16 protein-coding genes are annotated in these 21068 nt (G+C 45.6%); 8 read left to right on the top strand and 8 right to left on the bottom strand.

Annotation, left to right across the window (positions count from 1 at the left end):
* Window positions 1–108 precede the first annotated feature (108 nt).
* Window positions 109–1545: a pyruvate kinase gene (gene pyk, locus ACMXYR_RS15990; RefSeq protein WP_415892815.1), complete on the bottom strand. Its 1437-nt coding sequence runs from the start codon at window positions 1543–1545 to the stop codon at window positions 109–111.
* A gap of 180 nt (window positions 1546–1725) precedes the next feature.
* On the opposite strand from pyk, the gene ACMXYR_RS15985 reads away from it, so the two are divergent.
* Both ACMXYR_RS15985 and ACMXYR_RS15980 read left to right on the top strand, forming a co-directional pair.
* Window positions 1726–3993, top strand: a complete 2268-nt coding sequence (locus ACMXYR_RS15985; RefSeq protein ID WP_415902322.1) for an ATP-binding protein — start codon at window positions 1726–1728, stop codon at window positions 3991–3993.
* Between the two features lie 19 nt (window positions 3994–4012).
* The gene (locus ACMXYR_RS15980; RefSeq protein WP_415902321.1) at window positions 4013–5377 is read left to right on the top strand and encodes a sigma-54-dependent transcriptional regulator; all 1365 of its coding nucleotides are present in this window, start codon (window positions 4013–4015) and stop codon (window positions 5375–5377) included.
* A 10-nt stretch (window positions 5378–5387) separates the two neighbouring features.
* Here the strand turns inward: ACMXYR_RS15980 and sigZ are convergent, their stop codons facing one another.
* The 5 genes from sigZ to ACMXYR_RS15955 form a co-directional block, all read right to left on the bottom strand.
* Window positions 5388–5948 carry an RNA polymerase sigma factor SigZ gene (gene sigZ, locus ACMXYR_RS15975; protein WP_415902320.1) on the bottom strand — a complete coding sequence of 187 codons (561 nt, stop codon included), beginning with the start codon at window positions 5946–5948 and terminating at the stop codon, window positions 5388–5390.
* A gap of 70 nt (window positions 5949–6018) precedes the next feature.
* A complete protein-coding gene (locus tag ACMXYR_RS15970) occupies window positions 6019–6723 on the bottom strand; it encodes a glutathione S-transferase family protein (RefSeq protein WP_415902319.1) in 705 nt (234 codons plus the stop codon).
* Between the two features lie 91 nt (window positions 6724–6814).
* The gene (locus tag ACMXYR_RS15965) at window positions 6815–8041 is read right to left on the bottom strand and encodes a hypothetical protein (RefSeq protein ID WP_415902318.1); all 1227 of its coding nucleotides are present in this window, start codon (window positions 8039–8041) and stop codon (window positions 6815–6817) included.
* Entirely contained in the window at window positions 8034–10385 is a 2352-nt protein-coding gene (locus ACMXYR_RS15960) for a putative bifunctional diguanylate cyclase/phosphodiesterase (RefSeq protein ID WP_415902317.1), read from the bottom strand. The genes ACMXYR_RS15965 and ACMXYR_RS15960 overlap by 8 nt, the downstream gene beginning before the upstream one ends.
* Window positions 10386–10403: 18 nt before the next feature.
* Window positions 10404–11063, bottom strand: coding sequence for a hypothetical protein (locus ACMXYR_RS15955; RefSeq protein ID WP_415902316.1), 660 nt, complete (start codon window positions 11061–11063; stop codon window positions 10404–10406).
* 351 nt (window positions 11064–11414) lie between these two features.
* Here ACMXYR_RS15955 and ACMXYR_RS15950 point away from each other — a divergent pair, with 351 nt between their 5' ends.
* Entirely contained in the window at window positions 11415–12587 is a 1173-nt protein-coding gene (locus ACMXYR_RS15950) for an alginate export family protein (protein ID WP_415902315.1), read from the top strand.
* 113 nt (window positions 12588–12700) lie between these two features.
* Here ACMXYR_RS15950 and ACMXYR_RS15945 read toward each other — a convergent pair whose 3' ends face one another.
* Window positions 12701–14311, bottom strand: a complete 1611-nt coding sequence (locus ACMXYR_RS15945; protein WP_415886231.1) for a methyl-accepting chemotaxis protein — start codon at window positions 14309–14311, stop codon at window positions 12701–12703.
* A gap of 442 nt (window positions 14312–14753) precedes the next feature.
* Here ACMXYR_RS15945 and ACMXYR_RS15940 point away from each other — a divergent pair, with 442 nt between their 5' ends.
* The 5 genes from ACMXYR_RS15940 to ACMXYR_RS15920 all read left to right on the top strand — a co-directional run bounded on the left by ACMXYR_RS15940 (window position 14754) and on the right by ACMXYR_RS15920 (window position 19521).
* Window positions 14754–15734, top strand: a complete 981-nt coding sequence (locus ACMXYR_RS15940) for a TRAP transporter substrate-binding protein (protein WP_415902314.1) — start codon at window positions 14754–14756, stop codon at window positions 15732–15734.
* A gap of 144 nt (window positions 15735–15878) precedes the next feature.
* Window positions 15879–16463 carry a TRAP transporter small permease gene (locus tag ACMXYR_RS15935; protein ID WP_415897157.1) on the top strand — a complete coding sequence of 195 codons (585 nt, stop codon included), beginning with the start codon at window positions 15879–15881 and terminating at the stop codon, window positions 16461–16463.
* Window positions 16464–17861: a TRAP transporter large permease gene (locus tag ACMXYR_RS15930; protein WP_415886227.1), complete on the top strand. Its 1398-nt coding sequence runs from the start codon at window positions 16464–16466 to the stop codon at window positions 17859–17861.
* A 187-nt stretch (window positions 17862–18048) separates the two neighbouring features.
* Window positions 18049–18549, top strand: coding sequence for a hypothetical protein (locus ACMXYR_RS15925; RefSeq protein WP_415902313.1), 501 nt, complete (start codon window positions 18049–18051; stop codon window positions 18547–18549).
* A 51-nt stretch (window positions 18550–18600) separates the two neighbouring features.
* The gene (locus tag ACMXYR_RS15920) at window positions 18601–19521 is read left to right on the top strand and encodes an RluA family pseudouridine synthase (RefSeq protein WP_415902312.1); all 921 of its coding nucleotides are present in this window, start codon (window positions 18601–18603) and stop codon (window positions 19519–19521) included.
* Here the strand turns inward: ACMXYR_RS15920 and ilvA are convergent.
* Complete coding sequence (gene ilvA, locus ACMXYR_RS15915; RefSeq protein WP_415902311.1) at window positions 19518–21035, bottom strand: threonine ammonia-lyase, biosynthetic; 1518 nt, start codon at window positions 21033–21035, stop codon at window positions 19518–19520. The two genes, ACMXYR_RS15920 and ilvA, sit on opposite strands and share 4 nt — an antisense overlap.
* Between the last annotated feature and the right edge of the window lie 33 nt (window positions 21036–21068).

Here is a 21068-nt window from a genome sequence, read left to right as displayed (position 1 = left end):
TGTGCAACTGATAAATTAAAATCAATTGCTGGGTAACTGCAACTGTATATACACTTTTTTACATTCAAAAAAGTTTGAGGGGAAGCAAATGCTTCCCCTCATCATGGCTTATTGAACCGCTAAAACCTGCATAGAGTTAGTGCCACCATCTTCACCGAGGGATGCCCCGCGGGTGAGGATAACAAGATCGCCCGTTTCTAAAAGGTTACGAGCTTTAAGGCCCGCCAGAATCTCTTCGTTTAGCTTCTCTTTTTCGATCTGAGTGGCATCGAAGAAGATCGGTTCTACACCACGGTACAGTGCAGTACGGCGCATAGTACGTTCATTGCGTGTTACTGCAAAGATCGGCAGACCTGAACGGATACGTGACATCCACAGCGGAGTGGAGCCCGACTCGGTTAAGCAGATGATTGCTTTAACACCCAACAAGTTATTCGCCGTATACATTGCTGAACGTGCAATTGTTTCATCGAAACGTTCCAGCTTTTGCGTGATGTTGGTCGGCGCAGGACGAGACAACTGATGTTTCTCAGCGCCTTGGCAAATCGAAGTCATCGACTTAACCACTTCCACTGGGTGCTGACCGGCCGCAGTTTCCGCAGATAGCATCACCGCATCGGTACCATCTAAAATCGCATTAGCAACGTCGAAGACTTCAGCACGGGTTGGCATAGAGTTTTCGATCATGGTTTCCATCATCTGTGTCGCAGTGATCACAAAACGATTGAGTTCACGAGAGCGTTTGATCAGGTGTTTCTGCACGCCAATTAGCTCGGCATCGCCAATCTCTACGCCTAGGTCGCCACGGGCTACCATAATGCCGTCACAGGCTAAGATGATCTCATCCAGCGCTTCGTTGCTAGCTACAGTTTCGGCACGTTCTACCTTAGCGATAATCTCTGCTCGGCTTCCCGCGTGATCTAGTAGTTCGCGTGCTTCGTGTAGATCGGCCGCGCTACGAGGGAAAGAGACGGCGATATAATCCATATCGATATCACCAGCGACTTTAATATCGCGACGGTCTTTCTCTGTTAGAGCGGCAGCTGATAGGCCGCCACCTTGACGGTTGATGCCTTTGTTGTTGGAAAGTGGACCGCCAATGATCACTTCGGTTTCGATACGGGAGTCGTTGACCGCAGTGACTTTCAACTGAACGCGGCCATCATCGAGTAAAAGGATATCGCCGGCTTGGCTATCTTCTGGTAGTGCTTTGTAATCGATACCGACTTGGGTTTGGTCGCCATCTTCATTACCCAGTTCTGAATCCAGAACAAAGGTATCGCCTGTTTCTAGTTGGATCTTAGTGTCTTTAAATCGTGCGATACGAATTTTAGGACCCTGTAGGTCGCCTAAAATTGCGATAGATAAACCCAGTTTACGTGCTGCTTTACGGACCTCACTGGCACGACGGCGGTGGTCATCCGCGCTGCCGTGGGAGAAATTTAGACGTACAGTGTTTACGCCGTTTCTTAAAATATCTTCCAAAACACCAGGTTCATCGGTGGATGGACCCAAGGTTGCTACAATTTTGGTTCGTTTCAGCATAAGAGTAACTAGTCCCTTCTTCAGATTACGCAAATAATATAGTTATGTATTAATACTCTTCGCCATGTTTGGCGTTAAAGAATATATACCTTAGTATAGAGCGGTTATGTTAACGAAATTAAGTATTTCTTTTGCAGTTACGTTAATAAAAGCCCTTTTTGCACAGACAGGCGAGGTTTTATGCCACAGACTCAATCACTTCGCTGGCGTCAGTATCGGCTGCTATTCTTTGTCGTTTTGGCTTTTGCATTCCTATTGGTGGTTGGGCAAATTACATTTCTTAGTCAGTCCCAAGGTTATCAAACCTTGCAGCAACGCTCCGGTGCCGATCTCAATCGTTACCTGTTGAGCCTGCAGCAGAAACTAGATCGATATAAAGACCTGCCTGCGCTACTTTCATCACACTCCACATTGGTTGAAGCTTTGGCTAACCCTGAAGATGCGTTCCTTTCAGGTCAGGCCAGTGTCTATCTAGAATCAGTGAATAATTCGATTAATGCGACTGATGTGTATCTGATGGACAAGGATGGGACGGCTATTGCCTCGAGTAACTGGGCTGAAGCCTACTCTTTTATGGGGAAAAATTACGCTTATCGTCCCTACTTTCAAGATGCGATTAAAGGTAAACCTGGACGCTATTTTGCGTTGGGGTCAGTGTCTAACAGACGTGGTTACTATTTCTCTTACCCTGTTTATCTGCGCAGCCAGATCATTGGGGTTGTGGTTGTAAAAATTGATCTAAACGAAATTGAATCAGATTGGACCGATCCTGATCTGGATATTCTAGTGACCGATGAAGATGGCGTTATCTTTATCTCAACCCGAGAAGATTGGAAATTCAGAACCCTACATCCATTGACCAAAGCTGATATCCAACGCATTTCGGAGAGTCTGCGCTATGGTGATCATACTTTAACGGCCCTCGAGATTATTTCGCGTGCACCACAGGAAAATGGTGCGACTTTGATTACGCTGGTGGACGGTAAGCGAATAAAAAACCAAGCCCTCGATGGCATCCGGCCACGTGAATTTCTTCTGCAAAGTAGAGAGCTACCTGATAGCGGCTTAACGGTGGTGGTTTTAGCCAGTACAAAGGCGGTTAAAGTGCGGATGTTCTATACCGCTCTGACTGCAGGTTTTATCTTCCTCGCGTTAATCTTGTTGGTGTTAGTGCTGCTGACACGACAGCGTATTACTCGAGAGCGCGCACGTTTTAAGCTCAAAGAAACCCAAGCTTTGGAAGCGAGCGAGCAGCGTGTACGGGCCATCATTGATAACACGCAAGCCGGTCTAATCACGTTGGATGATCAGGGACGGATTGAAAGCCTGAACTTGATGGCTGAAAAACTGTTTGGTTATGACGAACAGGAGGTAAGGAGTAAATACTTTAGTAAATTCCTCTCCCAGAACGATCGTGCGCTCTGTTGGCAGCACTTAACGGCCCCAGATAGTGATCGGCAGCAGGAGCTGTACACAGAAGCGCTAGGATTGCGCAAAGATGGTTCTGAGTTTCCAATTGAATTGATTATCGGTCATATGGATTATGGTGTGGTGAAACGCTTTATCGTCACCATTCACGATATTACTCAGCGTAAGCAGTACGAAGAAGAGTTAAAACGTGCGCGAGAGTTGCTAGAGCATAGGGTTGCAGCACGTACCGAAGATCTTACCAATGCCAACCTTAAACTTCGTGACGAAGTCGCCAAGCACGAGAACACCCAAAATGAGCTGATTCAGACGGCGAAGTTGGCGGTGCTTGGGCAGATGTCTGCGGGTATCAACCATGAGTTGAATCAGCCGTTAACGGCTATCCGCACATATGCGGATAATGCCAAAGCCTTTATGGAATTAGGTAAAACCGAACCGGTAGAGAAGAACCTCAGCGAAATTAGTGGCCTGACCGAGCGAATGGCGAAGATCATTCATCCGCTGAAAGAGTTCTCGCGCAAAACAACAGGTGGCGTGGAGCCGGTTTGTCTTAAAAATGTACATGATGGCGCGATGTCGATCATGTATGGGCGTTTAAGCAAGGCGGATGCAGAGGTAAATTGGCCATCTGGTCTGGAACGGATCTATGTGCTCGGCGACACCGTGCGTTTGGAGCAGGTATTGGTCAATCTGATCAGTAATGCTCTGCAAGCGATGGAAAATCAGACCAAACCAGTGGTGGATATCAGCTTGTCTGAACAAGACCAGCAGATCAGCCTTAATGTACGTGACTTCGGCCCGGGTATACCGTCGCAGGAGTTGAACCGCGTATTTGAACCTTTCTACACCACCAAAAAAGCGGGTCAAGGTTTAGGGCTGGGTTTGTCGATCTCTCACCGTATTATTGAAAGTATGGGCGGGGAGCTGGCGGTCTCAAATCATGCTCAAGGTGGAGCCGTGTTCCGTATTTGCTTACCTAAAGCCGAGCAGCCTGATAACCTTAATAACACGATTGGTTAATTAAGAAATGGAAAGCCGCATGAGTGAGAATAGGTTATTGCCCATTCTTTTAGTGGATGATGAAGAACATATTCGGTTAGCGGCTGGACAGGCCCTTGAATTAGCGGGCTATGAAGTTACTGCCGTTGAAACGGCTGAGCAAGCTTTCGCTATTATTCAGGACGATTGGCCAGGTATTTTAATTACCGATATCAATCTGCCGGGCATGGATGGTCTTGAGTTGATGAAGCAGGTGGTTAATCTCGATGCCACCTTGCCTGTGATACTGATTACCGGTCATGGTGATATCACTATGGCGGTGGGTGCTATGCGAGATGGTGCCTACGACTTTATCGAAAAACCTTTCTCTTCTGATCTGATGTTAGATGTGGTGCGCCGAGCGATAGAGAAGCGCAATCTGGTTATCGAAAACCGCCGTCTTAAATTAGAGTTGGAAGCTCAGAGCGCGCCGGGCCCACGTATAATCGGTAATACCTCCATGATCGCCCAAGTACGTGGTTTAGTGCATGCAATTGCTGATACCCCGGCTGATATTTTGATCTTGGGTGAAACTGGTACAGGTAAAGACCTGATGGCCCGCTACATCCATGAGCATAGCCACCGCCGCGATCAAAATTTTGTCGCGATTAACTGCGGTGCTGTCCCCGAAAATCTGATCGAATCTGAGCTCTTTGGCCATGAAAAGGGCGCGTTTACCGATGCGAAAGCACGTCGTATTGGTAAGTTTGAGCATGCTAATGGCGGTACGCTGTTTTTGGATGAGATCGAAAGCATGCCGATGACCCTGCAGATTAAGTTACTGCGAGTATTGGAAGAGCGGGCAATTGAACGCCTTGGCGCTAACGAAGTCATTCCGCTCGATCTTCGAGTGATTGCAGCAACTAAGGTAGATCTACGTGAGGCTGCCGAACAGGGGAGTTTCCGAGAAGATCTCTATTACCGTCTGAATGTTGTGCGAGTGGATATCCCGCCGCTACGTGAGCGCCGTGAAGATATAGGCTTGTTGTTCCAGCACTTCTCATTGATTGCTTCTTCGCAATATGGCCGAGAGGTGCCGCTGTTATCGGCTGAACGTATGCACAGTTTGATGACCCACGATTGGCCGGGCAATGTCCGTGAACTTCGCAATCTGGCTGAGCGATATGTGCTTTTGGGTGAAAGTTGTACATTCGACTTTGAGAATAAACCGATCACTGAAAGCGATGGCTACAGCAACATGAGCCTGCCGGATAAGGTCGAGCAATTTGAAAGCATGTTGATTCAGGCTGAGCTTGCGCGTTGCGCGGGTTCCATCAAAGAGACATTAACTAGCCTTGGTTTACCTCGAAAAACTCTTTACGACAAAATGAAGAAGTACGGGTTGGATAAGAAAGACTTTAAATAGGGGCTAGCTATTAGCCTCTACTTTCTCTGGGTTTACATTGTTTGCAGGCTTGATGCTTCGGTTCAAATGTAATCACCTTGCCATGACGATCAAATTCCAGAGTGCAGCACTCTTCAAATAGTTGGCGTAACTGAACGCGTGCGCGTTGTACTCTAGATTTTAACGCCGAATAATTAACGCCTAATTGGGTTGCATGGTCCTTTTGTGATTGGCCTTCGATATCAATAGCTTTCAATAAATCAGCTTCCTTAGAAGGAAGTGCGTTGATAAAGGGCAGTATGCAGGCACTGAGTTCGTGTTCTGTATGTTGTTCATCTGTATACCATTGTTCGATGACGTCCTCAGGGAGCGCACGGCCTTGTTGGCGATAGAAATCAATCACCCTGTTAGTTGCAATCTTAAAAAGCCATGGCTTTAGTTTGTCTTGAGCTTTGAGTGAGCTGATGTGTTGATGGGTTTTCAACAATATGTCCTGTAAAAGGTCATCAACATCATCAGGGCTAGAGACTTTTGAGAGCAGAAATGCTCTTAAATGCTGGCTGTATTGCTGCCAAATACTTTCTATTTTCAATCGAAAACTCCACTGGCGGATATGAATTTCTGCTTTCTCTAAGCTGAGAGAAAGCAGAGGTGTATTTAAGTTAACAGCAGCTTTGACTTACACATGCTGAGTTACTACTGCTTTTGTTCGCAGAACATGTTTGCCCAAGGTAAGTTTCGTTTGATAGATAAAAATCACAAAAACGAGAGTCAAAATCCTCTGCCACCGATTGTTCAGCTATACTGGTTGCTAACAGGTTCTGTTGCCACTGTTTCATTTTAGGGTAGCCATCTAGAAAGTCGTAACCGCTACAGCGATAAATGATATTGGCACGGTGTAAAAGCGGTAGCCATGCAATATCTACCAAACCAATAGTCGAGCTGTTAAAGAAAGACTGGTTTTCTAGAGCCTTTTCAATTTTGGCAAAGGCTTTGTTTAAACTCTCAGACCGTTGTTCTAGGGTGTTTTTATCAGGGCTTCTTTGAGCGCTGCATTGAACAAGATATAGCTTAGACGCGAGGTAGCTCCAAGCACGGTCGATAGCTTTCTCTTCTGCTGAACGGTCTGAATTTAAAGTCGGGTAAACCTCTTCGATATATTCAATAAGCGCTTCTGATTCGAAGAGAGCTTGGCCTGAATCAGTAATAACAAGAGGGACTTGCCCATGAGGTGAAACTTCGAGAAACCACTCTGGCTTTTCCTTTAGGCGGATATATTCAATCTCATAAGGAATCTGTTTTGCTTCTAGTAAAGCGGTAACGCGTTGTACGAATGGACAAATTTTAAAACTGACAACTTTAAGCATCTTTTTACTCTGTTTAGTTATGTTGTACATAACTAGACGTAACAGGTTTTAAAAAGACGCATTGAACAGCAAAAAAATTGTAAATTTTTACTTAAAAATAGTAACGGAGCGCTACTTGGAGTTGGCGTTCTAGCTGCTTTTGATCATCTTGGTTGTATGCTCTTGCGGCTCGGGTGCTATTTATCCAATTGAACTCATTCAACAGAAACCACTGGCGGTTTAGACGGTAACGGTAGCTGAGGGTAAAGGCTTTGCCGTATTCATCATTGTTGTCGCCAACCGTTTGATCAAAATCTGTAACCGAAAACTCTTCTAGACGTGTCGATACTCGATGAGGACCGTTTCGCCAGCTTAAGGTTAGATAGGCGCTACGGTAATCGTTATCGACCACATTCTCACGTTGTGGAGATTGCATCAACGTTGAACCCTGCATCAGCTGACCCATAAGGCTCCACTGTTTATCGATTTGCCAACGAAAACCGGTATAGGCAAACCGAGTCTCCCAGCCATATTGCCCATCTTGAATCATATAAGGGGTGGCATTGTTATCGTAGTAACCCGCTTGCAGAAGTAGTTTCTTTTTCAGCTTATATTCGGCATTTAAAAAGTAGCCAAGGCGGTCATCCCCTTCATGAAAAGGGTCAGATTCTTTTGCTTGATCTGTGAGCAGAGTCGTTTGCGCAGGTGTTTGCGGGACGAGGAGGCCTTCGCCGATAACGGATTGGTGACTGCTAAGCGCCCAACCATGCCAAGACAGCATCGCACCAGCGGTATCGTTAAAACCAAATAAACCTGTGTTGAGCTTTAGATCGTAATCGACCTCTCTGAACTTTCCTAACCACTCTGCCGTGTATTCTACGCCGGTGGTGCGTACCTCCTCACCAATCCAGCTGTTCATCGTGGAAGGAGTCAGGGTATTAGCAGGTGACCAAGCAGTGGCTCTGTTCTCTAATGATATGGGTGGGTAAAATGCACCGACGCGAGCGCTGTGCCTAACACCGTTTTCACTGGGAAGGCCTGAATATTTAAGGAAAACCTCAGTCAGCCCAACTTCGCTTTTTTCATCATCGACAAAGCTGTTCCCTACGACAACAAAACTGAGCTGGTCACTCAAACCTAGCTTTAAGTTTAGGCCTAGCTGCCCGAGAGATAGATCGCCGCCGGGCGAGTTTTGGAGCTTGCCGAATTGACCACTGACATAACTAGGTTCGCCGGAAGAGTGGCTGGCTCGGATATCAACGAGTCCTTTCAAATCTACATCAATTGCATGTACAGGCAGAGATAAAAGCGTCAATCCTGCAAACCAGCGACTATCCATGTAAAACCTTTGTGATCGAAGACGGGTTGTACTCCGATTCTAGCAGCCAACTACTTAGTTCGCTTGCGGGTTGAGGTCGGCTGATGAAATAGCCCTGTGCTAAATCACAGTCATGTTGTTCTAACCATGTCAGGGTTTCTTGATCTTCGATGCCCTCGGCGACAACTGTAAGACCCATATCATGGGCCATGCGGATGGTGGATCTAACAATGATCTGGTCGTCGCTGCTCATGTGAACCTTATCGACAAATGAGCGGTCGATTTTTAGTTCGGAGACTGGCATCTGTTTTAGCTGAGCTAGTGATGAGTAACCTGTTCCATAGTCATCAATCGACAGTTTGATCCCTTGATCCTTTATTTCGCAGAGCATTTTAATTGCGCTCTCTGGGTCACTCACTACGGCACTTTCCGTTACTTCTAGGGAAAGTGAGTTTTGCGGCAGTTGATGTGTTTTCCAAATCCCTTTGAGAGTATTGATCAGCTGTTGGTTTTTTAGGTTTTCCGCAGAGATGTTCACCGCGATAGACAGATGTAACCCTATTTCTGCCCAAGCTTGATACTGTCGAGCGGCTTCATTCATTACCCAATTGCTGAGAGCATCGATCTGGCCTGTTTGCTCAGCGATAGAGATAAAGGAATCGGGTGGAATCATGCCCTGAATAGGATGCTGCCAGCGAACTAATGCTTCCAGTTGATGTACCTTGCCCGTTTTGAGATCCAGTTTCGGCTGATAGAATAAACAAAGCTGATCTTCAGCGATAGCCACCTTAAGGTCGTTTACTAAGCTTAAACGACGGTTGGCATCGGCATCCATTTCTGGGAGATATTGCTGGAAGCTTTGTTGTGCTTTTTTACCATGGCTAAGTGCGGTATCAGCTTTTTGCAGCAATGTTTGTGGATCGTCGGCATCTTCAGGCACGCGGGCAAAGCCAACCTGTAACTGTAAGTGGAGCAGGGTGTCTTCACCACACAGAGGGTCATCCATCACTTGCTCAATTTTTTGTTGCCATTGCACCAGCTCATTAAGTGTCGAACACTCGATCAGCATGGCGAATTCGTCACCATCTAAATGGAAGGTTTGGCTGGCACCGTTGAGCTTCAACAGGCGTTTACCTACTTCTTTAATCATCATATCGCCAATTTGGTAGCCAAGTGTGTCGTTGACGGTGCGTGTGCGACGAATATCCAGATGGAGAAGGCTAAAGAAAGTGTCTTTTTGCTGCAGCAGGGTGTCTAGAGTTTCGAGTAGGGAGAAACGGTTAGGGAGATTGGTCAGGCTATTATGCTTGAGCTGGTGGCTGATCTTTTGCTCTCGAACCAAGACCGCTTGTTGCATCTGATTAAACTCTTTCGCAAGCTGCCCCATCTCGTTCTTTTCACTAATATCTACGCTACTCTCATAGTTACCGCGCGCAATATACTGAGCTTGACGTACAAGCTTTCTGACCGGTTGGGTAATACTGCCTGCGAGGAGATAGGCTGCTAGCATGGTTATTGTCACCATACCGCCTTCAAGTGCTAGTAGGTGCCACCAGTTCTCTTGTAGGGTTTCCAGCAAGTTAGAACGAGAGCCAAAGATCGTTACTTGCAGAGGACTCTTGCTGACCATACCTACTTCAATCTGGGTTGCGAAAAGGTGGTCTGGTACCCTATTTTCAATAACAGCTAAACCTTGCTGACTTGGAGCTTGAGGATGGCTTGTCGGAATCGCAGCAGCAATAGCACGCCATTGGTTATCTTCCTGCTGCAACATGAATTCGATACTCAGCCCAGTAATATCGGCAAAGTTTTGTGCCAGGGTGGTATTAATCTGATAGCCATAGCCGATCCAGCCGACGACTTGTTGCCCACTTTTTAATGGAGCAAAACTGAGTTGGTATAACTCGTTTTCTTGCTGGTACAGTTTGGTGAACGTGCCATCTACGCCAAACCATTGTGTCGAAGGGAACGGTTGGCCTTGTTCGGGGCCTAAACGGATTTTTTCATTTGGATTGCGGCGTATCAACTGGCCGATAATCGAGAACTCTTGGTCTATAGCGATTGCTATATCGGCATCAATACGCTTGCGGTGGTTATTCAATGCAATCAGAAAACTGCGTTGGTCAGCACCGAAAACCTCTTTTAAACCAAAATCTTTTGCTGCTGTTTCTGCGAAGGCTTGGAGATAGTAGTTTCGTTGTTGATAGAGGGTGTCAAAAACGGAGACAGCGGCATTGAGCCGCGATTGGATCTGGACATCACCTTGCTTATTGTTGGCGTCGTAGACCATCCACAAAGATGCTGCTTGCGCCACCATTAATAAGGCGACAAAGAATATAAATATTTTGGTTTTTAAACTGCCCATGTTCAGTTCATCCAATAATCAGTATTCATCCAGAAACTCGAAGTCTTCTTCGTCAGCCTTTGGCTGCACTTCGTAGAAGGTTTCGCTCAATTGCCAGGTCAGTTTTTGGTCTTGGCTAATATCCACTATCTGCGTTAATCGATTGTTTTCCGCTTTTAACTGCGGATGCCATAAGGTTAGGCGATATCTGCCCAAGTGGTGAAGATCGAATGAAACGGTTCCGGTTTTAGGGGTTTTAGCAAAATAGGGTGTATCGACGATAAGTATGAAACCGCTCATCCAATCATGGATGTTACAACCCATAGCGACGGTTTCAGTGGATGAATCGGGTTCAAACGCCTCTAGGGCCTTGGATTCGCCTGATTTCAGTTTAAAGGAAAAACGGTTTGGTCCAGAGATCGAATAGATATGGTGGGTAAAGTCATCTTTATTACTGAACTGTACCTCATCTTGGCGTTGCATCACCGTAATATGCGGCGCAAATGCGCGATCTTTTTGTGTGATCTCGATTTTCTGACGTTCTATCTTAGGAGCTGGCTGGTCTAAAGGTTCAGCATAGAGGACGATGGAATTTACCCCTGATTTATCGGGGTTTAGAACAGTAACATCCAATGTTGCAGCCTTAGTTTGAGAGGTCAATAAGATCGTAAAGCTTGCTACGAATGCGCGTATATACAAGGCTATTCTCCAAAGAAGGGTTCCGTTTCCTTAAGAGTGACCTATTCGAGAAAAATAGGTTCATTAATTAATGATCAAATATTCAAAATAAGCCTTGTGGGTAAGGTTGTAATAATTTTGTGGTAGATACCCTTTCAAAATATCGGATTAATTCTGGACGAGTCTGCACTAACTCGGTGTTGACTTAATCTGTTTTGCTGCACCGCAGAAAAGCAGGCGTTGCTTTAGCTGATTCAAAAATGTGCAATTTATGCATTTTTAATGTTTGCTGAGCTGATTTTCTTAAAAATACGCCTGTTGGCATAGGCGTTGCTCCAGTACTAGCAATCTTTTGTGAGTTAGGAGTAAACAATGAATCAACTGCCCTCTAAGTTGTTGTTAGCCACGGCTATCGCAGCTATATCGCCCCCATCAGCCTATGCCGCTGAGTCTATTGCCGAAGCATTTCAAAATGGTGAAACCTCAGTGAGCTTCCGATTACGTTATGAAGATGTTGAAGATGATTCTGCTGCTGAAGATGCGAATGCTTTGACGTTAAAGTCTCGATTAACCTTTAAAACAGATGAATTCAAATCTGTATCTGCATTGGTTGAAGTAGATGACGTAACTGAACTGGACGATGTCGAGTACAACGACGGCGTTAATGGCATGGGAACGAAAACAAAAATCGTTGACCCTGAAGGCACAGAAGTAAACCAAGCGTATTTAGCATTTACAGGTTTGTCTGATACCACTGTAAAGGTTGGTCGCCAGCGTATCCTTTTAGATAACCAGCGTTTTGTTGGTGGTGTAGGTTTCCGTCAGAACGAGCAGACTTACGATTCCCTGTCGGTTAAGAACAGTTCTCTAACCGATACAGATGTGTTTTACGCTTACATCAATGATGTCCATGGTATTACAGGGTCAGACAGCAAACATAAGACACACCTATTCAACGTAAAATATAAAGGTCTGCCATTTGGTGCGTTAACAGGTTACTACTACAACTTTGAGGAAGATAAAGTAGATGGCTATGACATAGATACTTACGGTGTCCGTTTTAGCGGTTCTCAAGATGCGGGTAATACAAAGCTGCTATACACAGCTGAGTACGCTACACAGGATAACGGCTCGACTGACCCAGATTACTATCTGGTAGAGGGGGGAGTGGCGTTCTCTGGGGTAACAACCAAGCTAGGCCAAGAAGTTCTTGGCTCTGATGATGGCGTGGCATTTAACACGCCGTTAGCCACTAAGCATAAATTTCAGGGTTGGACGGATAAGTTCTTAGCGACACCTGCAGACGGTATTGAGGATCTTTATGTCAGTGTCGGTACTAAGTTAGTAGGTGTAAAATTGTTGGCGGTGTATCACGACTATGAAGCTGAAGAAACGGGCGCTGATTTAGGCTCAGAATGGGGTTTTGTTGCGGCTAAAAAATTTGGTAAAAACTACGGCCTAAGTCTGAAATATGCTGATTATGATGCAGGTGATACAGGAACAGACAAAAGTAAACTGTGGTTAACAGCTACAGCAAATTTCTAAAGCTGTGTATCAGCTACCCGAGTAGTGACGGGTGAAAGAATAGAGCGATTCCCTTCACGTTCTATTAAAAAAGAAGCCGCCATATTGGCGGCTTCTTTATTTTGTTTAGAAGGTTACAGTTTGAATTTCTGTACCATCATTTCTAGCTGTCCAGCTAGCGTATTCAGCTCATGAGCAACTTGGTTCAGTTGACCAGCACGAGATGAAGTGTGCTCAGCTGTTTGAGCGATCTCATGCACACTGGATTCAACGCTACTAGCCATCTCTGTTTGCTCTTTAACAGATGATGAAACCATATGGTTCATATCGTTAATCGCACGAACTTCTTCGGCAATTTTTATCAGTGCATCAGAGGTTTCCTGAACTTTCTCTACACCAGCTTCTGCACTCGCGTGCGCTTGATCCATAACGGATACAGCATCACGGGCATCGTTTTGAAGCTCTTCAATAATCGCGTTGATCTCTTCAGTCGAGTTGCGCGTTTTACTTGCTAGGGTGCGTACTTCGTCCGCTACCACAGCAAAGCCCCGGCCTTGTTCACCGGCACGTGCGGCTTCGATTGCAGCGTTAAGCGCCAGTAAGTTAGTTTGCTCAGCAATTTTTTGAATTACTTCTAGTACGGTTCCAACACTCTGACTTTGTTCATCTAGCTTGTTGATAACATTCAGAGCTCGGTCAATATTACTCTTCAGAGAATCAATGGCATTGATTGCCTGTTGAGTAATATGAGTACCTTCCTGACTTTGCTCAAGGGCTAGGTCAGATGCAGATACGGTATTTTCAGCGCTGGCTTCAACACTTTTAGTTGCCGCTTCCATTTGTTCCATAGCAGATGCGACAGCACTGGTTTGAATCTGCTGATTGTTCACAGCGCTATTCGCCATATCAGCAATATCATTGATTGATGTACTTGATGAGCTTAGCTGATGAACAGTAGAGCTTACTTTACTCAAACTGGAGTGAAAGTCCGCAAGCATGGTATTCAATGAAGTAGACATTGTTCCAATCTCATCGCTTGAATTCACGTCTATACGCAGTTTCAGGTCAGAGTTCTTATGGATTGTGTTGATGGTTTTACCCATGCGCTTAACTGGGCGTACCACAAGATGGCCAAGTAAAAGGCTGATTAGCACTAAACCAATGATAAACAAAACCAGCTCGGTTAGCGCGACGCTGACCAAGTTAGCACGAATAGTATTATCTAGGTTTTCAAAAGAGTAAGTGACACGCACAGCCCCTAATACATCGCCTTCAGTAGTCTGGTGACAGAGTAAACAGTTAGTGCCTTTGTAGTCAGGTAGGGCTTTCATCGGTGTGATAACGGTTAAACGATGTCCTTTATCATCATCGATCTCTTCAATTATTTGCTCGCCTTGCATTGCACGCTTATCTAGATCATCCATTATTTTGGAGTCTTCGGTACCTGGTCCGTACACTTTGGAAACACTATCGGCGCGGATAATGCGTGCTTCTAATACATCAGGGTTAGCAAGAATCTTTTTCTGTAGGGTTTCACGGTTAGACATGGCACCGCTCAGCATCAGTATATTGATACTGTCAAAGTAGGAATCAGCTGTCTCGGTTGTTGTACGTTGAACAACTTCAGAAACTAACTGAGTTTCACTACGATATATCGCGGTTAGAGAACTAACCAAGATAATCAGGAACACAACTGCTAGAGAAATGTTTACCTTTGTTTGAATTGATAGGCCATCCAATTTCACACTTCAGCTCCCGTCATAATTGACGTCATTTTTATAATAGTGGTTAGCATAGTCAGTAACTCATCATAAGGCGAAGCTGATATTACACACAAGCCTTAGGTGCTTTGTTCTTTCGATGTAGATCAATGAAACGCTATTTTTGGATGCTGATTCAATAAATAACAGCAAGGATGGATGGTAATTCGCCTATTTAGAAATGAAAAGTGAGTGGAAATCCGCCATTTTTAAAATGACCTAAAACCTACTAAGAAAATGATTAAATTTCCGCTATCTCAATGCTTATAGGGCCTTCAGGTCTTTATTGAATTTAATTTTAAGAATTGGCCCTTTCTTTGCTGTCTAGTGTCATGGGTTCAGAAAGTTCTGTGACTGCTAAAAACAGAAAGCGCTGAATTTCAAACAAAACAAGCATAATTAAATTCAATTAAACAGGAGATGCACAATGCGTTTACTGACTGCTGCGGTAACTTCCCTTGCACTAACTCTAGGAGCACAAGCTGCTGTTGCAGCCCCAGTAGAAATTAAGTTTTCTCACGTGGTTGCTGAAAATACACCAAAAGGCCAGATGGCTCTTAAATTTAAAGAGCTAGTAGATGAGCGTCTAGCTGGCAAAGTTGAAGTTAAGGTCTTCCCTAACTCTCAGCTATTCGGTGACAATAAAGTTTTGGAAGCTATGTTGCTAGGTGATGTGCAGATGGCTGCACCTTCTCTATCTAAATTCCAGAAGTTCACTAAAAAACTTCAGATTTTCGATCTGCCTTTCCTGTTTAAAGATATGGCTGCGGTAGAAAAATTCCAGAACAGCCCTGATGGTCAAAAACTACTAGGTTCTCTTCAGAGCAAAGGTCTAGTGGGTCTAGGTTACCTACACAACGGTATGAAGCAGCTTTCTGCAAGCCAAGAGCTAAAAGTACCAGCTGATGCTTCAGGTAAAAAGTTCCGTATCATGACTTCTGATGTACTTCAGGCTCAATTTGAAGCTGTAGACGCTGTTCCTCTGAAAAAGCCTTTCTCTGAAGTATTTACACTTCTACAGACTAAAGCGATCGATGGTCAGGAAAATACTTGGTCAAACATCTACTCTAAGAAGTTTTTCGAAGTTCAGCCTTTCATCACTGAATCTAACCACGGTGTACTGGACTACTTAGTAGTAACTTCTGCTGAGTTCTGGATGGGTCTTGATGCAAATCTGAAAGTTGAAGTTAAAAAAGCCCTAGACGAAGCAATCAAACACGGTAACGGCATTGCTGCTGAAAAAGCTGCGTCTGATAAGCAAAAAATCATCGATTCTAAGCGTTCTCAAGTAGTTAGCCTATCTGATGCAGAACGTGCTCAGTGGGTTGAAGCGATGAAGCCTGTATGGAAGCAGTTTGAAGATGAGATCGGTGCTGATCTGATCAAAGCTGCTGAAGCAAGCAACTAATATCACGTCACCTAACCGAGTGGGCTTGGCCCGCTCGGTTATGTTCAGAGGAGAACGAATAACGGCGCTAGCCGTGGGTTGTCCTGTGAATATCTCCTTTTGAAAAAAAACTATTAACGACGTGAGTCGCTAGGGGGGCTGTATATGGTTCGTAATCTAGTAACAAAATTGGAAGAGGGTTTTTTATCCCTGCTTCTAGTTTCAATGACATTACTGGTATTTGCTGAAGTAGTAGCGCGCTTTGGTTTTAACGCTGGTATCCATTGGGCACAGGAAGTGACCCTTTTACTCGCTGCATGGTTTGTACTCTTTGGTGCTTCTTATGGTGTCAAAGTAGGTGCCCATATCGGCGTGGATGTTTTTGTAAAACTGATGCCTGAAAATATGCATCGGTATGTCACTTTAGCTGCTGTTGGCTTGTGCTTGGTTTACTGCGGACTGTTCTTATACGGCTCTTGGATCTATATCAGCAAGATGAAGATGATCGGTATCGAACTGGAAGATCTTCCAGTACCGAAATGGATCCCTATGAGCATCTTGGTGATTGGCTTTGTGCTTCTGATCATTCGCTTCTTAGAACTGGGTTGGAAAGTAATTACGCACAAGGCTGATGGCTTCCACTTCGCGGATGAAGCGGAAGAGTCAATGGAGATCGCTAACGAGCTGAAAGAAACAGCACTAGGCGACCCTAACGACAGCCAAAATCAAAAAAAGCAGGAGGATAAATAAATGACTATTGCTGTACTGTTTATCACTCTGTTTGGGTGCATGATCATCGGTATGCCGATTGCTATCGCATTGGGCTTATCTTCTGTAACCACTATTTTGTTGTTTTCAAATGACTCCCTTGCATCGATTGCATTGAAACTGTTTGAGGCGACTTCAGAGCATTACACGCTACTTGCGATCCCGTTCTTCATTCTGTCCTCTGCGTTTTTGTCTACCGGGGGGGTAGCAAAACGTTTGATTAACTTTGCGGTTGATACCGTGGGTCATATCCGAGGCGGTCTGGCGATGGCGTCGGTAATGGCGTGTATGCTATTTGCTGCGGTATCTGGTTCATCTCCAGCGACAGTAGCGGCGATCGGTACGATTTGTATCGCGGGTATGGTGCGCTCTGGTTACCCACAGTCTTTCGCTGCTGGTGTAATTGCGAATGCGGGTACTTTGGGTATCTTGATCCCACCGTCTATCGTAATGCTGGTATACGCTGCTGCGACTGAAGTTTCGGCTTCACGTATGTTTATGGCGGGTTTCATCCCGGGCCTAATGATGGGTCTGATCCTAATGATCGCTATCTACATCGTTGCGCGTGTTAAAGGTCTACCATCTCAGCCGTTCCCAGGTTTCCGAGCGTTGGCTAAGTCTGGCCTAATTGCGATGGGTGGTTTGATGCTGATTTTCATCGTACTAGGTTCCATCTACGGTGGTGTGGCATCTCCAACGGAAGCGGCGGCAGTAGCTGCAGTATACGGCTACTTTATTGCGGTAATGGGTTACCGTGATATTGGTCCGATGAAAGGTATTCCGTGGCAGAAAGATGGCGAGAACTTTGTGACTGCAGCGGTGCGAAACGCACTGCAGATGCTTTGGGCTTTACCTAAGTCCATCAATGACCCAGAAGTCCGTAAAGTACTGCTAGATGCATCTAAAGTATCCATGATGCTGCTATTCATCATTGCCAACGCAATGCTGTTTGCGCACGTTCTTACAACAGAGCGTATTCCGCACACGATTGCAGAGCAGATTCTAGCTTGGGGTCTACCAGCGTGGGGCTTCCTGATCGTAGTCAACATCTTGCTACTGATTGCGGGTAACTTCATGGAGCCTTCAGCGATCCTATTGATTATGGCGCCGATCCTGTTCCCAATTGCTACGCAGCTAGGTATTGATCCAATTCACCTAGGTATCATCATGGTTGTAAACATGGAGATCGGGATGCTCACCCCGCCGGTGGGACTCAACCTCTTTGTGACCGCCGGGATTACCGGGCAGAACATGATATGGGTTATTAAGGCCTGTCTGCCATGGCTCTGCTTATTGCTAGGGTTCCTCATCCTGATTACTTATGTGCCGCAGATCTCGCTATTCCTACCGGAGTACATCGATAAACTGAACGGCTACTAAGGAACCTGCAAAACAGTTCTTACCGTATCAACCCACTCAAGGGGGGAGTTATCTCCCCCGTTTAAACTGTTGATTAGTGCTTTAACCACCGCTTGCGGTGGTTTTTTTTGTCTTAAATTTGGGCTCTCCCGCTGGCGAGGGTATAATCGCCGCTTCTAATGCATTGGTTACAAAAGAGACAGATAGAGTGATTGGATATATTGCAGCGCTATGGGGTATCAGCGGTATTTTCCTGTTAATAGGTAGCGCGATCTATCGTCTTAGCGATATAGGTCTACAGACCTTCAGTTATGATCTGTCTTGGTATCACTGGGCAGCATTAGCATTTAGCGTGATCTTTATGGGCTTTGCGGAAGGCTATCGCGGCTTTCAACAGGCGTGGTCACCGCGTGTGGCGGCCCGTATTCTGTATCTTTCTCAGAATGTATCTCCAGTCCGTTTTATCTTCGCACCCCTGTTTTGCATGGGATTCTTCTCGATTGTTCGTAAACGTATGATCGTTACCTACTGCCTAACGCTGGGTATCATCTCTATGGTCTTGCTAGTGCATCAACTAGAACAACCATGGCGCGGCATTGTTGACCTTGGCGTAGTTACTGGGCTTATCTGGGGCCTAACTTCATTGCTGCTTTTTTCTATCAAAGCGTTCTTTAGCGAAGGGTTTGAACACTCGCCAGAGATGCCTTGAAGCGACTAGCCTGTTGCTAGGCGCTGTGCTTGTTTGTGGCTAGGAGGGATCATGGCTGATAGCGTTGTTCTGTATTTCCCAGTTTATTCTGCAGCCCTAACCATTTCTTGCTTCTTATCCACGCGCTTAGCCAGTTTTCATCAAGCACAATTGCCTCAGCTATTCGCTGAGGGTTTTATATCTGTCGATGGCCAGATTGCTTCTGAAAGCCAAGTCTTAGCAGTAGGGCAACAGGTGGCTGTTTCGCTACCGGATCATTATGAAGAGCCTGTTGATACCCATTGGCAAAAGCTTTGGGAAAACGAAGAAATTCTAGCTGTATTTAAGCCCCATCTGCTGCCTGTTAGCCGTACCACGCGAAACCTATATAACACGCTAATATCTCTTGTTCGTCGTCAGACAGCCTATGAGGATGCGCACCTGTTGCATCGGCTTGATACAGAGACCGCAGGCATTATTCTGCTAGCCAAAAACAAAGCGGTGGATAAAAAGTGGAAGCCGCGTTTAGATAAACTAATCAGCAAAAAGATCTATCACGCTTGGGTAGAGGGCATTCCTGAATGGGATGAACTCAGCTACGAATGTGAGCTATCGGAAAAAGCTGGTAGTCTGATTCGCAGTCAGATGTATGTGGTGGACCAAGCCGAATCAGACTTGTACCCCAAGCCTAAACAGAGCCAAACCTTGTTTCGGGTCTTGCGAAAGGAAGAGGGTAAAAGCTTGATTGAGTGTGAGCTAATGACTGGAAGGAAACATCAAATTCGGGTGCATTTAGCGCATTTAGGACACCCAATTATTGGTGATAAGATTTATTCCAAAGGTGGGAAGTATTATTTGAAGCGCTTGAAAAAAGAACTCGGGAAAGCTGATTTTGCAGATTTAGGTTCTGAGTATCAGATGCTGACAGCGGTAAGGATGGAAATTAACCCTGATGACCAGCCAGTGACCATCAGGGTTGATAGCAGGGATTAACCTAGGAATAGCTTATAAGCTGCGTTATCGGTTTCTTCCCAGTAGTTGTAGCCGATCTCTTCCAAGAAAGTGCCTACTTGATCACGTTCAGCTTTAGGTACTTGCATACCTACCAACACGCGACCATAAGCTGCACCGTGGTTGCGGTAGTGGAACATTGAGATGTTCCATTTTCCACCCAATTTCTTCAGGAAGTTCATCAGTGCGCCTGGGCGCTCTGGGAATTCAAAGCGGTAGATTACTTCGTTTTCCAGCGTTGCCGGCGCATGACCACCGACCATATAACGTACGTGGATCTTTGCGATCTCGTTTTCGCTTAGGTCTTCAACTTCGTATTCTTTTTCGCGTAGCTCGCTGATTACTTCTTCACGGCCATCACCACCGGCTTTTAGCTGAATGCCAGCAAAGACGATGGCATTGCTATCATCGCTATAGCGGTAGTTAAACTCGGTGATATTGCGGTTGCCTAGCGCTGAGCAGAACTTCTTAAAGCTACCCGGTTTCTCAGGGATGCGTGCGGCGATAATCGCTTCACGTTGTTCGCCGAGTTCGGAACGTTCAGCGATATGGCGTAAACGGTCGAAGTTTACGTTGGCGCCAGAGTCGATTGCGATAAGCGTTTTATCGCTGATCTCTTCACGAGCAACATACTTCTTCATACCGGCAACACCTAGCGCACCTGCAGGTTCGCAGATAGAACGAGTGTCGTCGTAGATATCTTTAATTGCAGCGCAGATCTCATCCGTTGATACAGTGATGACATCATCAACGTATTTCTTCGCTACTTCAAAAGTGTTTTCGCCGATGATTGCTACCGCAACACCATCGGCAAAGATACCAACCTGATCCAAAGTGACACGTTTACCAGCATCCAACGCCGCTTTTAGGCATGCAGAATCTTCGGATTCTACGCCGATAACTTTAGTTTCTGGGCGAAGGTATTTAACGTACGCTGCAATACCAGCAACTAGACCACCGCCACCGACAGGGACAAAGATCGCTTCGATTGGACCGGATTCCTGACGCAGGATCTCCATCGCAACCGTGCCTTGACCGGCGATGACATCGGGATCATCAAAGGGGTGAACGTAAGTCATGCCCTTTTCTTCAACCAGCTTCTGAGCGTGAGCCGCTGCATCGTCGTAAGCATCGCCGTGAAGTACCACTTTTCCGCCAAGACGACGAACGTTATTCACTTTTACGTCTGGTGTCGTTTTTGGCATAACGATGGTCGCTTTTACACCTAAGTGTTTCGCGGACATTGCAAGGCCTTGAGCATGGTTACCAGCGGAAGCTGCTACAACGCCACAAGCACGTTCTTCATCGGTGAGCTGCGATAGTTTGTTATAAGCGCCGCGCAGCTTGAAGGAGAACACTGGCTGTTCATCTTCACGCTTTAGCATAATTCGGTTATTCAGACGCTCAGAAAGACCTTTTGCTTCATCCAGTGGAGTTTCGATCGCCACGTCGTAAACGCGGGCCTCGAGGATTTTTTTGATATATCTATCTGGCATGATATTTCGCCTAATGTTTCGTCTGAATAAAAG

It is taken from the genome of Neptuniibacter sp. QD29_5 (assembly GCF_047778125.1).
Classification (GTDB): domain Bacteria; phylum Pseudomonadota; class Gammaproteobacteria; order Pseudomonadales; family Balneatricaceae; genus Neptuniibacter.
The sequence above is the reverse complement of the archived record's forward strand: the minus strand, read 5'-3'. Positions and strand labels throughout refer to the sequence as shown.